Annotated in this window: 12 protein-coding genes; 6 read left to right on the forward strand and 6 right to left on the reverse strand. The window is 45.4% G+C overall.

What is annotated here, in order from left to right; all coding sequences use genetic code 11:
- Positions 1-453 precede the first annotated feature (453 nt).
- Together FFM77_RS14325 and FFM77_RS10875 are read left to right on the forward strand one after the other, a co-directional pair.
- The gene (locus FFM77_RS14325; protein WP_379893263.1) at positions 454-555 is read left to right on the forward strand and encodes a hypothetical protein; all 102 of its coding nucleotides are present in this window, start codon (positions 454-456) and stop codon (positions 553-555) included.
- Between the two features lie 25 nt (positions 556-580).
- Complete coding sequence (locus tag FFM77_RS10875) at positions 581-850, forward strand: helix-turn-helix domain-containing protein (RefSeq protein WP_137635792.1); 270 nt, start codon at positions 581-583, stop codon at positions 848-850.
- A 650-nt stretch (positions 851-1,500) separates the two neighbouring features.
- On the opposite strand, the gene FFM77_RS10885 is transcribed toward FFM77_RS10875, so the two are convergent.
- The 6 genes from FFM77_RS10885 to FFM77_RS10910 all read right to left on the reverse strand — a co-directional run bounded on the left by FFM77_RS10885 (position 1,501) and on the right by FFM77_RS10910 (position 9,853).
- The gene (locus FFM77_RS10885) at positions 1,501-1,701 is read right to left on the reverse strand and encodes a hypothetical protein (protein ID WP_137635793.1); all 201 of its coding nucleotides are present in this window, start codon (positions 1,699-1,701) and stop codon (positions 1,501-1,503) included.
- Between the two features lie 430 nt (positions 1,702-2,131).
- Entirely contained in the window at positions 2,132-4,141 is a 2,010-nt protein-coding gene (gene nagE / locus FFM77_RS10890) for an N-acetylglucosamine-specific PTS transporter subunit IIBC (protein WP_137635794.1), read from the reverse strand.
- Positions 4,142-5,247: 1,106 nt separating this feature from the next.
- A complete protein-coding gene (locus FFM77_RS10895; protein ID WP_137635795.1) occupies positions 5,248-6,147 on the reverse strand; it encodes a DegV family protein in 900 nt (299 codons plus the stop codon).
- A 227-nt stretch (positions 6,148-6,374) separates the two neighbouring features.
- Positions 6,375-7,667 carry a homoserine dehydrogenase gene (locus FFM77_RS10900; protein WP_137635796.1) on the reverse strand — a complete coding sequence of 431 codons (1,293 nt, stop codon included), beginning with the start codon at positions 7,665-7,667 and terminating at the stop codon, positions 6,375-6,377.
- Between the two features lie 30 nt (positions 7,668-7,697).
- Positions 7,698-8,981 (reverse strand): O-acetylhomoserine aminocarboxypropyltransferase/cysteine synthase family protein, encoded by a 1,284-nt coding sequence (locus FFM77_RS10905; protein ID WP_137635797.1) that lies wholly within the window; start codon positions 8,979-8,981, stop codon positions 7,698-7,700.
- Positions 8,982-8,983: 2 nt separating this feature from the next.
- Entirely contained in the window at positions 8,984-9,853 is an 870-nt protein-coding gene (locus FFM77_RS10910; protein WP_137635798.1) for a homoserine O-acetyltransferase/O-succinyltransferase family protein, read from the reverse strand.
- Positions 9,854-11,227: 1,374 nt separating this feature from the next.
- On the opposite strand from FFM77_RS10910, the gene trpX reads away from it, so the two are divergent.
- From trpX to FFM77_RS10935, 4 genes are all read left to right on the forward strand, one after another.
- On the forward strand, positions 11,228-12,226 hold the full coding sequence (trpX, locus tag FFM77_RS10920) for a tryptophan ABC transporter substrate-binding protein (protein ID WP_137635846.1): 999 nt from the start codon (positions 11,228-11,230) through the stop codon (positions 12,224-12,226).
- On the forward strand, positions 12,223-13,128 hold the full coding sequence (locus FFM77_RS10925) for an ABC transporter permease (RefSeq protein ID WP_137635799.1): 906 nt from the start codon (positions 12,223-12,225) through the stop codon (positions 13,126-13,128). Before trpX ends, FFM77_RS10925 begins: the two co-directional genes overlap by 4 nt.
- Positions 13,115-13,894: an ABC transporter ATP-binding protein gene (locus tag FFM77_RS10930; RefSeq protein ID WP_137635800.1), complete on the forward strand. Its 780-nt coding sequence runs from the start codon at positions 13,115-13,117 to the stop codon at positions 13,892-13,894. Before FFM77_RS10925 ends, FFM77_RS10930 begins: the two co-directional genes overlap by 14 nt.
- Before the next feature lie 158 nt (positions 13,895-14,052).
- Positions 14,053-15,408 (forward strand): FAD-dependent oxidoreductase, encoded by a 1,356-nt coding sequence (locus tag FFM77_RS10935; protein WP_137635801.1) that lies wholly within the window; start codon positions 14,053-14,055, stop codon positions 15,406-15,408.
- The last annotated feature ends 20 nt before the right edge of the window (positions 15,409-15,428 follow it).

Below are 15,428 nucleotides of genomic sequence, written 5' to 3' on the forward strand. Positions count from 1 at the left end.
GAACGACTTATCACCAGTAGTGTTCGAACAACAAACTGTTAAATTATAAGTTCCAACTTTTGGGGTACGCCTCAAGCGCGGTCTTCAAAACTGGCCTTGGCCTAAAGTCCGAGCAGACCACTCGCACTAAAGCCAACGACACGGCTGAGCATTTTAGGAACCAACCTCTCGGCTAAATTAATGGTCGACAATAGATACACTAATTCACGTTAATTAACACCGGGCGGACCAAAATCGGCTCAGTGGTGTCGTTTATCTTGGTCGGTGATTTGCCGACTTAGATAACCCCCGGCTTGTGGAGGACCGCACTTAGCTTCCAAACGCGGCCAACACGTTCCAGCCGATTCTGGGCTAACCACAGAGCAAATTGTTGAAGGACTACAACTATCGTCTTTACGATTACGGTCAATACCTGAACGTATATTTTTTGCAACGTTAGATCATAATCGAATCATATTATTACACCACTATACTAAGCGACAAAATAAAACTGACTATCGAGAAATTGAAAAATTCCTCAATAATTTTGAAGACTGGCTAAACCGAAAGGAATGATTGTTCATGAGTGAGTGGAACTGGCATGACTATAAAAAAAGCATTACATTCATTTAGTGACGAAGAAAAATTCATCATTGATACACTTAGCGCCTTACAAGTTGAACGCTTAAAACGCGGAATTTCACAAAAAGACTTTGCTGCAATTCTGGGCATGAAACAACCACAACTGGCTAAAATCGAAAACTTAGATTCAATTCCATCACTAACAACTTTAAATCGTTATGCGTGCGGATTGGGTTGGCAAATCCAATTAAAAATCACGCCCTTACAAGCAACCGGAACTAATAACTGATTTCCAATCTATTCATGAGTCTCAAAAAAAATCACGCTCAAATTCTATCCATAATAGAATTTGAGCGTGATTTTTGATGTAAGACCAGTACGTTTGAGTAGCAAATTAAAAGCTAACTAAAAAATACGACCGAGACAAAGAAACGACGCCATCATGATGAAGTCGCTTGAGTAAAATTATCGTATTTTATCCATTAACTTGAGATGGACTGCGTACAAACTCAACCGTTTTTTCACTTGCTAGCTTAAAACAATTATTTTTATAGCTTAATCCACCAGACTATTTTCCAGCATAACCATCCTTAAAACCTTGAATAAACGAACTAATCACTGAAGAATCACTAATCAGATAGATTAACAGGCTGATAACGCAAACAATAATTAGACTTCTAACTGGATACTGCTTAACGCCGTTTATGAGTTTATTAACCATTAACATGTCCCTCACCCTTTGTTTTTAAAACAACGTCCCCATAATTAAGACAATATCTGCAAACAAATGGACATAGATGCCACCCTGTAACGTCTATGTCGCACGCCACAACGCCGTGATTGGATAGCGAGTTATCCCAATGATTAAGGGATAAGCCCAAATGAAATGATAGTGTGACAGATGTAAAAATGCAAATAAGAGGCACCCTAAAGCTTTCCCTAACTCAACAACTGCAAATCTGCCAACACTAACATGCCAAAGATAACTAACATCGGCATCGTCGCAACCGTTAAAGTTGTATCCGCGGTCACTAAAACCCAGCCACTATGATTATGGACATGCTTCAATAAATGGTAAACGCCCACACATAACGCTAACATAAGATAGATAAACACCACGATGTCACCGAATAGTTGCACGAAAGTCCCTCCAAATCTAACATCTCATAAAACAATTAATGCTGCTTGTGTCAAGCTTGACTAGCAATCAGCTTTATATCTGGCCCAAATGACCAATTCTTTATATAACCGCAAATCATTATTCTTATAATACCCCACTCCCTATGACTTAACAATCTTATTCCAAAACATACATTAACTATACTTGGTATTAGTTAAGCTTGCCGCCTACCGGTAATTAACGCCGGGCGGGCCAGAATTGGATCAGTGGTGTCGTTTATCTTAGTCGTGGGTTTCGGCTTAGATAAAGCCCGGCTTTCGAGACCGCCCTGTGGCTCGAAAACGCGGCCACCACGTTCCAGCCGACTCTGGGCCAACCAGAGTGACAACTTAATCCAACTATAAAAAATCAGCGCTAACGTGTCACCACGTTAACGCTGATTCAATCGTCTTATTCCGCTGCCCCGATAATATCACCGGCGGCAACCGTCTTAGTTTGGTTCATTTCAAAATGATCAACTTGATCCATGTTCGTAATAACCACCATCATCGTTGTGGCTTTACCTGCCGCTTTGATGGCATCCAGATCAACCGTGGCAACTGCACTACCAGCAGCAATCTGATCACCAGTTTCTACGTGCAAATCAAATGGCGTCCCGTTCATTTCAACCGTGTTAATCCCCATATGGAGCAAGATTTCTAACCCTGAGGCCGTCTTCAGACCAAGTGCATGCTTGGTTGGGAAGATGCTGGTCACTTCACCACTCACTGGTGCGACCACTTCATTATTGGTTGGTTCAACCGCAAAGCCATCCCCCAACAGCTTTTGGGCAAACGTCTCATCGGCGACGTCACTAATTGGCATTAAGGTACCAGTCGCTGGTGCATGCAAGATCGTTGTTTTGGCAACAGTCGCGACACTTGGTTGTTCAACCGTTGCTGTGGTGTCAGCTGATTCAGTCCCACCAGCGCCAGCTAAAGCTAACTCTGGTTGTGGTGTTGCACTCACACGACCATCGTCTAATTGTTGTAAGGCTTCGGCCACGAATTGCACTTCCGTCCCAATCACAATATGAATGTTATGCACATCCAAGATATTTAATCCGGGAACGCCCGCTGCTTTAACCGCCGCTTGATCCACTTTACCGGTATCTTTTAATTGTAACCGTAAACGCGTCGTACAATTGTTGATGACACTAATATTATCGTGCCCGCCAATCGCCGCATAGATGCGTTTGGCTTGCTTCATATACTTATCATCACCATCAGCTGTCGCCACCGCGGGCGCGTCTTCAGCCGGTTCCGCAAGCGGTTCGCGACCCGGCGTTTTTAAATCAAACTTTTTAATAGCAAAATCAAATCCAAAGTAATAAATACCGGCCATGACAACCCCTTGCACGATCAACATGTAAGGCTGGTTGGCTAATGGCATCCGGAAACTTAACAAATAATCGACTAAACCACCACTAAATGAGAAGCTCGCTGTCCAGTGCATCAAGGCCGCAAAGCCCAATGATAAGCCCATGAAAACAGCATGCAACACGTATAATGGCCAAGCAACAAACATAAATGAGAATTCCAAGGGTTCAGTGACGCCAGTAAAGAATGAGGCAAAGGCCCCGGCCAGCATCAACGACCCCGTTTCTTTTTTACGTTCTGGTAGCGCATTACGATAAATCGCATAGGCCCCCGCGGGTAATCCGAACATCATAATTGGGAAGAAGCCGGCTTCATACATCCCGGTAACCCCTTTGATCCCCTTGCTGGCCCAGAAGTTCCCAATATCATTAATCCCAGCGACATTGAACCAGAACACTGAATTCAATGCATGATGTAATCCAGTTGGAATCAATAACCGGTTGAAGAAGCCATATAACCCGGCCCCAACAAAGCCTAACTTTGAAATACTTGTGGCAAATAATACGATGGCATCATAGAAGAATGGCCAAACAAAATACATCACCGCGGTAACAATCAACATGACAAATGCCGCTAAAATTGGCACTAAGCGTTTCCCACTAAAGAAGGACAACGCCATCGGTAATTTTACTTCATGGAACTTATTGTAAAGTGCCGCCGCAATCAAGCCGGCTGCAATCCCAAATAAAACATTGTTATTGATTTGTCTAAACGCTGGCTGAGCAGCACTGGCATTAATCGCCAGCAAGTTCGCCAACCCATTGGTTCCAGTTGGCTTTAACATTGATACAGGTACTAAGTAAGCGACAACCCCGGCAATCGCTGCCGCCCCATCCTTATTCGTTGACATGCCGACCGCTAAGCCGACCGCAAATAATAAAGCTAAATTATTTAAAACGACGTCACCGCCGTTAATTAAAAATCGTGATAAAATCCAAGCCTTTGGTAAATAGTTACCAATCCCGACTAGAATTGCTGCGGCGGGTAACGTCGCAATCGGCAACATTAACGATTGCCCAATCCGTTGAAAATATGTCTTCATACCAATTTCTCCCTGTCATCTTTTCTAACACGTTCTAAATACTAGCACAGCAGTTATTTAGATAAAAGCTTATCGGGCTCGTTTATGTATAGACCAATATCAAAATAACCGTTTTCATTATGATTAAATCAGTTTTTAAGAAAATGAAAAAAGTTCTGAAAAAATTCAGAACTTTTCATAAATAATTTAAATTTAACCCTATCAGCTGACAGGGCCTCGTGACTGAAGCCATCAATAATGGCACTTTAACACTTGGTGCTAGTTAAAATTTCCGCCTGCCGGTTGGCTCCTAAAACGCTGGAACGCCATGGGCCATTTTGAAGCAAAGTGCGGTCTTCAAAACTGGCCTTGGCCTAAGCCCGAGCAGAACACTCGCACTAAGGCCAACGACACGACTGAGCATTTTAGGAACCAACCTCTCGGCTAGATCTGTGGCCGACAATGAATAGTCATTAATTCCCGTTAATTAACGGCGGGCGGCCTAGAATTGGCTCAGTGGTGTCGTTTATCTTAGTCGGTGACTTTCCGACTTAGATAAAGCCCGGCTTGGAAGACCGCGCTTTGGCTTCCAAACGTGGCCACCACGTTCCAGCCGATTCTGGGCCAACCAGAGTGGCAATTTAGCACCAAACATACTTTATGTGTGCTGGAATCCTTAATAGTAATGCTATGTGAAACTGCTATGTGGAGGTGGAACAACTAGCTTATGTGTTCAACTCAACGAAAAAACGCCCAATGGATTTAAAAATCCAAAGGACGTTTCACACGGGTTACCACCTTAGTTTGAATCGTAATCACTCACGATTCCTCAGTACGTTCAGTATCACTAAACGTATGCACGCTAATGGGTGCCCCCAGCGAACCTCGAAAAGTTCGCGTCATGATTGAACTTTAATTAGATTGCCATGACACCTTCCCAGCGACCGGTGCTTGCTTCGCATGTCAATCTAACGACTCCTTCAAACCATTTTGACTTTTTCATCAAGCTTTAATGTTATAACCATAATATCATTTATCACAACTGTCAACCCTTGATGACACCACGATTGAATCTTAACCAAGCTACCCGCTATTAGCCAGTTAATCGCCGTTAAGACTTAACTTTCTTAATCAACGACGCGCTGCTGATTAAGCGTATTTAGCAATGGTTTCCAATCATACGACCAAATCATGCCCAGCGCATGTTCCCCCGTTAGAACACCCATTAACGGCCCAATCTCACCAGTCTTAACTCGAACCGCTGGGAATTGATAACGGAGTTCACTGGTCCAATCTTCCGCAATCTGCGGATCATTGGCATTAATGATATCCAAGCGAACGGGTTGTTCACTCGTAATCACGAACCGGTTAAACTCATCTTGCACAGCTTGTTGCGCATTTTTTAACGTGCGTTCTTTACCCAGTACTTGAATCTTGCCATGCTCATTAAAGGTAATAATCGGTTTATTACGTAAGACCATCGTCCCAGCTAAACTACTATTATTATAGATACGACCATTTTTGACCAGATGCCGCATACTATTGACGATCAAAACAGTCTGCGTGGTTGTCCGCAAGAGATCCAGTTGGGCTAAGATATCAGCCATACTGTAATCAGCTAACGCCATCGCTGCCGCTAACTTCACCATATTCGCGGTCCCAGCACAGGCGGTCCGTGAATCAAAGACTTCCACGGCAAGGCCTTTTACGGATGGCGCGTAAGTCTTGAGATTATTAATATACCCACTAATTCCACTACTCAAGCCAACCACTAGCACTTGATCATAACCGGCTGCTTGCAATTGGTCAAAAACCACTTGCATCTCCGGCATTGAAATTTGGGAAATCGTCGGAATATCTTTTTCTACTTTTAATAATCGGTAAAATTGATCGGCATTAATATCTACATTTTCATGGTACACGTGGTTACCAAACATAATTGGATCATTTACCACGGTAATTTTGTAATCTTGTGCCGCCTGAGCGGACAGATTTGCGGAACTATCAGTGACTACCGCAATTTTCATTTATTTCACTCCAATTCAAGAGTGTGAGGGCCAGCGGGTTGCGACTGAGCATTGCCTAGCTATCCGAATAACTCGGTGAATTTTCCGAGTTGTTTGGATAGCGTCGCAAGCACAGGTCGCAGCTGGCCCGAACACGTTTCGACAGCATCACCATCATGACACTACCAGCGAATAACGCCACAAAAAAAGACGCTCACATACAGTATACTGTACGTCAGCGTCCTTTTTCAAATCGCAACGTGAACTGGTTGCACCGTTTTAGCCGCAGCCGTTGTTGAAACGGTTGAAAATGCGATTGGCAACGCGGTTAATCCGTGGCCATCAACGGCTAAATCAACAGTCAATTGTTGTAATTGGTCAGTGGTTACAACACTGGTCTCATAACAATCAGCGGTATGGCGTTTTAATGAGAACTCCCCTTCATTAGCGGCGCGTTGGAGAGCCAATACGGAACTATCTGTGAAAATTAAATATCGTTGTGGTAAGGCAGCTAAGCGTGTCACCGCTAAGTTAGCATGATTTTGATTAAAAGCGCGACCCCGAGTCTGGCGGACCAACTGCTGGGCGGCCACAATCACATCGTTCAAGACACTATTGGCCGTGGCGGTACTGCCGGCACCCGGACCGGTATATAAGCTGTTACCAATCGCTTGACTTGTGACCGCTACGCCATTTTGTACCCCTTGGACTTGACTCAAAGCAGTCGTCTGTGGCACGGCCACCGGCGCAACTCGACAAGCCAACTGGTCACCAAAGCGTTGCGCTTGCGCGAGTAATTTAACTTGCCAGCCAGCTTGAGCGGCTTGTTGGCACTGTTCAGCGGTCAATCGCGTTATACCTTGCGGGGCAATTTGATTGATCGTCAACTGCTGACCAAAAGCAAACTGGCTTAAAATCATTAATTTGTAAGTCGTATCTAACCCACCGACATCGTTCGTTGGATCAGCTTCAGCATAACCGGCCCGTTGTGCGGCGGCTAACGCTTGTGGATAAGACTTGCCCGCTGTCATGGCACTTAAGATGTAGTTAGCCGTCCCATTAATAATCCCAGCGACTGCCGTCACCTGATCCGTCGCATAGCTATCCGTCAACGTCCGTAGAATGGGAATACCGCCGGCGACACTAGCTTCATAGAATAAGTCACAATGTTGACGCTGAGCTAAAGTCGTTAACCGGTCCCCGGCCGTTGCAATCAGATCCTTATTAGCCGTAATGACTGATTTGCCATGCTGTAGTGCTGTAACAATGGCTTGTTCCGCCGTCTTCAACGTTCCCATAACTTCAATCACCAATTGAATCTTAGGATCAGTGACGACTGACTCGATGGAATCCGTTAAACGCGTGCCGATGGGTAACGTCACTGCCCGTGGCGCATTCAAATGATGCACGGCAACCGCTGCTAGTTGTAACCGGAGTCCTTGAGTTTGTTCAATTTTACGAGCCGCTTGCGTTAACCGCATCACGACACCACTGCCCACTGTTCCGAGTCCTAACATGCCCACTGCAATTGTCGTTGTCATTTTTAATCACGCCTTTCTAATGGTTGTTACTTAAAGTTGTGCCAATGCTTGATCCAAATCCGCAATCAAATCATCCACATTTTCTACGCCGACTGAAATCCGAATCAAATCCGGTGTGACTCCGGCTGCTAGTAATTCCTGTTCATTAAGTTGTGCATGGGTCGTTGACGCCGGATGAATAATCAACGACTTGGCATCCGCCACATTGGCTAGTAACGAGAATAATTGCAAATGCTCGATTAACGCCTTCCCTGCCGCTTCACCACCGGTTAAACCGAGGGTAAAGATTGAACCAACGCCATTAGGAAAATACTTCGTCGCAAGCGCATGATACTTGCTGTCAGGGAGTTCAGGATAGTTGATCCAAGCGACCTTCGGATTGGCATTTAAATAGTCAACAATCTTACGCGTATTAGCCACATGACGTTCCACCCGCAATGATAAAGACTCTAAGCCTTGTAACAACAAGAACGAATTAAATGGGCTAATTGTCGCGCCAGTATCACGTAAGGTTTCTGCCCGGACTTTCGTCGTAAAGGCCGCACCACCTAAGTCAGCAAAGACCAGCCCATTATATTGAGGACTTGGGGTAGTAAAGCCAGGGTATTTACCACTCGCTTGCCAATCAAACGTCCCACCTTCAACAATCACGCCGCCCATGGTCGTCCCATGACCGCCAATGAACTTGGTCGCGGAATGCACAACCACATCAGCACCGTGTTCCAATGGCCGCACCAGATAAGGCGTCCCAAACGTATTATCCACGATAAAGATAATATTGTGCTCATGAGCAATCTTACCAATCGCTTCAAAGTCGACCAGATTAATGCCCGGATTTCCAATACTTTCAACATACAACGCTTTGGTATGTTCATTGATTGCCGCTTCAAAGTTAGTCGGTTCGTCTGGATCTACAAAGTGCGTCGTAATGCCTAGCTTTTTCAAAGTGACGCTAAATAAGTCAAACGTCCCACCGTATAACGTGTTAGCCGCGACAATCTCATCACCCTGTTCAGCGATGTTTAAAATTGCCGCGGTAATCGCCGCCGAACCCGTTGCTAACGTCACGCCCGCGGTACCGTGTTCCAGCGCGGCGACTCGTTTATCGACAACATCCGTCGTGGGATTAGTCAACCGCGTATAAATGTTTCCGGCATCCGTCAAGGCAAAGCGCCCAGCCGCCTCTTTAGCATCCTTAAAAACATAGGAGGTTGTTTGATAAATCGGCACAGCTCGTGACCCGGTTTCGTCCACCGTCTGACCCGCATGAACTTGGAGCGTTTCAAAGTGTAACTTTTCATTAGATGTTGTCATTATTAAAGACCTACTTTCGTTAATTTAAGAGTTTCAATCCAATTGGCATATAATTGATGGCTCGTCTGATGCCAGCTATCATTGATTGTCTGCAAGTTTTTATTTTTAAAATAGTATTTGGGCAATTCAATTGGTAAGTGCTTGCGCTGATCACGGAAATATTCATTCGCTAAGGTATCCGTATCGTATTCCGGATGACCGGTAACATAAACGGCGTTAGCCGCTGGTGCAGTAATAATCAACGGTCCAATCTCATCGTTAGTCGCCACCACGTGCAAGTCACTCGGTACGGTGGTTGGTAAAACCAACTGCGTGTGACGGGATTGGGGCATCTTCAACAACCCGCCAGCACTAAGATTGTGTGCCAATTGCGACTGCTCATCTAAACTCGTGGCCATGTAAATACCGAAGATTTTTTGAGCAACGAGTCGCTTTTGAATATTGAACTGATAGTACAAGCCAGCTTGGGCGGCCCAGCATTCAAATAACGTTTGGGTCACGTGCGTTTGTGCCCAATCCACAATCGTTCCAAACTCATCCCAATAGTCCACCGCTTCAAAGTCAATTTTTTCAACCGGTGCACCGGTGATGATTAAGCCATCAAAATGTTGGTCGTAGACTTGGTCCAAGCTGACATACGCAGCCGCCACCGTCTCCCGCGATAAACTTTTGAATTGATGAGTCGCCGGATACATAAAGGTGATCTCGAAGTCACCAGGCACCGCAGCGAAGTTACTTAAGAATTGGCGTTCCGTCGTGACTTTTGTCGGCATCAAGTTCAAGATTAACAGCCGCATTGGCGCGCCACCTTGGGGTTGATTGATCCATTTTTGTTGGGCTTTTAGTAAGCCGTTTACTGCAGTTACGGTCATTTTGATGACTTCCTCTCTTTAGTTAGTTTTGAGTGTACTATGTAGGTTTTCTGAAACGTGTTCGCTCGGGCAGCTTCCTCCGCTTGGCTACGCTAGTCAACCATCTCGGAAAATCACCGAGACAATTGACTAGCTAGGCCAATGCTCAGAAGCTCCCGCCCTCGCTCACACTCTACAAAAAAAGCTCCCGCCCAATAGTCTCCCTAAGGAAACTACCGGACGAAAGCTTTCGCGTTACCACCGTGATTCGTTACCATCTCACAATGATAACCTCGACAAGTACCCCGCCAAATGGGGATACTCCGCAATATATCGGTTGCCACCGCATTCGTAGCCTTGCGACCCGAATCATGACTCCAAGCTCATCTTCACTTTGCTCACAACTGCTTCTCACACCACTTCGAAGCTCTCTGGGGAGTTGGTCACAACGCTACTCTTCTCTTCAACGTCTTAATCATTTTCTAATGTACTATTAATCTAACACCATCTTTTTTAATTGTCAACTCAGTTTCCATTCTTTTATTATCGACATTAATTTAGCTGCCCGAACTGACCTTGACCTAAATTCGAGAAGCACACTCGCACTAAAGCCAACTACATGGCTGAGCATTTTAGCAACAACTGCTCGGCTAAATGACTGAACTGAAAATAATTAATCATTATTTTTTAATATCCGTTATTAGTTAACGTTGAGCGAGTCAGCATTGGCTCAGTGGTGTCGTTTATCTTGGTCGGTGTTTTTCCGACTTAGATAACCCTCGACTTTTGAGACCGCACTATAGCTCGAAAACGTGGTCACCACGCTCCAGCCGATTCTGACCCAACCAGAGTGGCAAATTTAATCCGTATCGGAACCTTTATTGAGCATTCACTCGTTGTTTTCTCATATTTTTTTAATAATAGACTTGACAGACATTTTAACTTTGCCTATACTGAATTCAATCAATTAACGGAAAGTGAGGAACCAAGGATGACAAAGTTAGCACAACGCAACTTGAATAGTTCATGGCAAAGCCGGCGATTCAGATTGTAATTCCGCCACACGGATACAATCTGGCAAACAGTTTGTATCTGTGCCGGCTAACTTTGATATTCAAAGAAGTCTGCATGGGTTTTAGACACAGCAGGCTTCGGTTCCGTAAAGGGCAAACCAGAGCTTACTGGTTTGCCCTTTTTTGTATTCCAGAGTGTGAGGACCAACGGGTTGCTCCTGAGCATTAGCCTAGCTAGTCAATTATCCGGTGAACTTCCGGATGGTTGACTGGCGTAGCTAAGCGGAAGGCGCAGTTGGTCCGAACACGTTTCGGCCCAACAACAATCCACCTGCTCCAACCCAAACACAATTCATTATATGAGGTGACCAAATTGAAAAGAATGCTTGCATTTATTAGCGCGCTCATCGTTTTTCTCGGCATTGCCTTTTTCATGACTGGCAATTCGACCACGACCAAAACAACTAGTACCAAAAAAGTACCAACGGTTGGGATTCTCCAACTCCAGACCCATCCAGCCCTAGACGCCATTCATCGTGGCATTATCGCCGGGCTTAAAACTGGCGGTTATACGCCTGGTAAGAATATTAAGATTGATTATCAAAACGCCCAAGGTGATCAAAGTAACTTAAAGACGATGAGCCAAAAGTTCATCAACGAAAACGCTGATGAAACGATTGCCATTGCAACCCCGTCCGCACAGGCTTTAGCGAATGCCGCGGGTAAGGATACCCCCGTAATTCTTGCCGGAATTACCGACCCCGTTGGCGGTGGCTTGATTAAGAGCAACCAACATCCCGGTGGTAATGTCACTGGGACATCTGGTGAATCACCATTAAAGTCCCATTTAGATTTACTAAGGCAGCTGGTCCCTAAAGCAAAGAAAATTGGGATTATCTACACAACTTCGGATCACGGTGGTGAATATAACGCCAAGAAGTTCGCTAAGATTTGCAAGCAGGAAGGCGTCGCTTACAAGCTTTACACGATTTCTTCTACTAATGATATGCAACAAGTCGCTGAAACGATGGCGTCACAAGTTGACGCCGTCTATGCCCCACAAGATAACGGGGTTGCCAGTGCCATGAAGACGTTGATTTCAGTCACTAACAAAGCCAAAGTGCCGGTCATTCCAGCAGTTGATACGATGGTCAAAGATGGCGGCTTAGCTACTTTATCCGTTAACCAATTTGAACTTGGTAAATTATCCGGTGAAATGGCGGCTAAAGTCTTAAAAGGCAAGTCACCTGCCACCTATCCTATTAAGTTAATTACTAAAGGTGAGATGACATTGAACCTCACCGAAGCTAAGAAGCTTGGGATTACCTTCCCAGCTAGTGTGATTAAGGAAGCCAAACAGAAAGGGGAAATCTTCAAATGAGCATGATTGTATCGAGTATTGGACAAGGCTTACTCTGGGCCATTTTAGGGATTGCCTTGTTCTTAACATTTAGAATCTTAGATTTCCCAGATATGACGGTTGAAGGCACGTTCCCACTCGGGGCGGCCACCGCTGTCACGGCGATTGCCCACGGGATGAATCCATATGCGGCGACATTATTAGCCTTTGTAACAGGGGCCGCAGCCGGATTAATTACCGGCCTGCTCTACACGAAAGGTAAAATTCCGATTTTATTAGCCGGTATTTTAGTGATGACCGCTTGTTTATCGGTCAACTTGCGAATTATGGGTAGTGCCAACGTTTCCTTACTAGGCAAGCAAACCATTTTCTCAGGTCATTTCTTACAATCTTTACCGAAATACTTTGACAGTGTCTTCATCGGCTTAGTGGTCATTCTGATTGTCACCGTCCTACTCATCTTGTTCCTACAGACCAATCTTGGCCAAGCCTTTATCGTCACTGGTGATAATCGGATCATGGCGCGGTCAATCGGGATTAACACCGATAACATGACCATGATGGGCTTGATGGTCTCCAATGGGATGATTGGGATGGGTGGCGCCTTAATTGCCCAAAATAACGGTTATGCCGATGTGAACATGGGGATTGGGATTATCGTCATCGCCCTCGCCTCAATTATTATTGGCGAAGTTGTCTTTGGTGAACTGACCTTGAATCAACGGTTAGTTGCCGTCACCTTAGGCAGTATCTTATATCGCTTCGTCCTCTTAATCGTGTTGCAATTAGGTTTCAGCACTAACGATTTGAACTTATTGTCCGCGATTATCTTGGCAGTCTGCCTAATGTTGCCGCAACTCAGCAAAAAGTTGCATTTAAATCAAGTCCTAAAGAAAGGTGTGGCTAAATATGACGAAAACTGAAACTCCATTACTTTCATTAACCAATATCGTGACTAAAGTCAACGTCAACACGCCGAATGAAGTGATGATTTTACGGCACTTGAATTTAGATATTTACGCTGGTGACTTCATCACTGTCCTTGGTTCCAATGGTGCCGGGAAATCGACCCTCTTCAATACGATTAGTGGTGAATTGCCAGTTAACGACGGCCACATCCAACTCAAAGATCACGACATTACCCATCTATCCGTTGAAAAGCGGACGGCCTTTCTAGCCCGCGTCTTTCAAGATCCGAAGATGGGCACGGCGCCGCGGATGACGGTCGCTGAAAACTTACTATTAGCTAGTCAACGAGGCAAACGGCGCACCTTACGTTTACGACGCTTAAAGCAATCACTACCGCACTTCAAAGCATTGACGGCAACCATGAATAACGGCTTATCAGAACGCTTAAGCACCGCCACGGAGAGCCTTTCTGGTGGCCAACGCCAGGCATTGAGCTTCCTGATGGCGACTGAACAGCATCCCGACCTACTCTTGTTGGATGAACATACGGCAGCGTTAGACCCCAAGACTAGTGCCGAACTAATGACGCAAACCAATCAACGGGTCACCCAAGAAAAGCTGACCTGCTTAATGATCACGCATCATTTGGACGATGCCTTAAAGTACGGTAATCGTTTGATTGTGCTGGATCAAGGACAGATCAAATACGATGTGCGCGGCGCTGAAAAAGCCGCCTTAACCAAAGATAAGCTCTTAAGTTTCTTTGATACCATCGAATAGCTAAAAAGTGGACTAGAATCTCAGCTGATTCTAGTCCACTTTTTAATTGGCTGGACCCACATAAAATAAATAAGTTGCTTTCTTTTTAATTGTGTACGATTAGTGTTACCTTAGATATTAGAACAGTTCTAATCTAAAATTTATTGGAGGCAGTTATTATGAAAGTTATCGTTGTGGGGTCTTCACATGGTGGTTATGAAACAGTTCGTGGGATTTTAGCAGCCCATCCCGAAACTGAGATTCAGTGGTACGAAAAAGGCGACTTTTTGTCCTTCCTATCCTGCGGGATGCAACTCTACTTGGAAGGCACGGTCAAAGATGTTAATGCCGTTAGCTATGCCACACCAGCTGGGATGCGAGCACAAGGCGTTCATGTCTATACGGAGCAAGAAATTACGACCGTTCATCCTGATCGGCAAACCGTCCACGTGATTAATCACGCGACCGGTGAAGAACGGGATGAAGGCTATGACAAGCTCGTCTTGGCGGTCGGCGCGGTACCATTCGACTTACCCGTTCCCGGGCATGACTTAGAAAATGTCTACGCGATGCGTGGACGTGACTGGGCCATCAAGCTCAAGGCGAAGACCGTTGATCCCAACATCAAAAATGTTGTTGTGATTGGTTCTGGCTATATCGGTATTGAAGCCGCGGAAGTCTTCGCCAAGGCTGGCAAACACGTCACCATTGTCGATATGCTACCACGCCTACTGAGTCTTTATCTGGATGCTGAATTCACCGACACCCTGACCCAAACGATGGCTGACCATGGGATTCAAGCTGCCACTGGTCAAGGTGTCAAAGCCTTTGAAGGTAAGAATGGTAAAGTCACCAAGCTGATTACTGACCAAGGCGAGTACCCCGCTGATCTAGTTATTTCTGCGGCTGGAATTCGGGCTAATACGGGCTTCTTAAAAGATGTGGTGGCTTTAGATGACCATGGCTTAATCAAGATTAATGATTACCTTCAAACCAGTGATCCCAATATTTATGCCGTGGGCGATGCCACGCTTGTCCCATTCGCTCCAACCGGCCAATCAAACCGGATTGCTTTAGCGACGAATGCACGGCGACAAGGCCGGATTGCCGCCAAAAACATCTTCGGTGACCAGGTCACCATGCCAGCGGTCTCCGGCTCGTCAGCGTTATCCGTCTTCGATTACCACTTCGCTTCAACTGGGATTAAAGCTGGGACTAGTGAAAAACTAGGCGTTAAGAGCCAATCAGTCCTAGTCACCGAGACGGCTCAACCGGCTTTTGTTCCAAATGATGCTGGCAACGCTAAGGTCTGGTTCAAGCTCACTTTTGACCCAGCAGACGGTCGCATTCTTGGCGCCCAAATTATGTCGAAAAAGGATGTCACGGCGAATATCAATACGATTTCACTAGCCATCCAAGCTAACCTAACCGTTTACGACTTAGCTTATACCGACTTCTTCTTCCAACCTGGCTTCGACCGGCCTTGGAATATCATGAATATTGCGGCGCAAAAAGCGATTGATTCCTTGAAATAATTAAATTACCGCTCCGGACG

Source organism: Lactiplantibacillus songbeiensis (assembly GCF_005405125.1).
Lineage (GTDB): Bacteria > Bacillota > Bacilli > Lactobacillales > Lactobacillaceae > Lactiplantibacillus > Lactiplantibacillus songbeiensis.

Coding starts and splice junctions, on each gene's coding strand:
- nagE (WP_137635794.1), bottom strand. CDS start 4,141: ATGAAGACATATTTTCAACGGATTGGGCAATCGTTAATGTTGCCGATT.
- FFM77_RS10895 (WP_137635795.1), bottom strand. CDS start 6,147: ATGAAAATTGCGGTAGTCACTGATAGTTCCGCAAATCTGTCCGCTCAG.
- FFM77_RS10930 (WP_137635800.1), top strand. CDS start 13,115: ATGACGAAAACTGAAACTCCATTACTTTCATTAACCAATATCGTGACT.
- FFM77_RS10910 (WP_137635798.1), bottom strand. CDS start 9,853: ATGACCGTAACTGCAGTAAACGGCTTACTAAAAGCCCAACAAAAATGG.
- FFM77_RS10900 (WP_137635796.1), bottom strand. CDS start 7,667: ATGACAACGACAATTGCAGTGGGCATGTTAGGACTCGGAACAGTGGGC.
- FFM77_RS10875 (WP_137635792.1), top strand. CDS start 581: ATGACTATAAAAAAAGCATTACATTCATTTAGTGACGAAGAAAAATTC.
- FFM77_RS10925 (WP_137635799.1), top strand. CDS start 12,223: ATGAGCATGATTGTATCGAGTATTGGACAAGGCTTACTCTGGGCCATT.
- FFM77_RS10935 (WP_137635801.1), top strand. CDS start 14,053: ATGAAAGTTATCGTTGTGGGGTCTTCACATGGTGGTTATGAAACAGTT.
- trpX (WP_137635846.1), top strand. CDS start 11,228: ATGCTTGCATTTATTAGCGCGCTCATCGTTTTTCTCGGCATTGCCTTT.
- FFM77_RS10905 (WP_137635797.1), bottom strand. CDS start 8,981: ATGACAACATCTAATGAAAAGTTACACTTTGAAACGCTCCAAGTTCAT.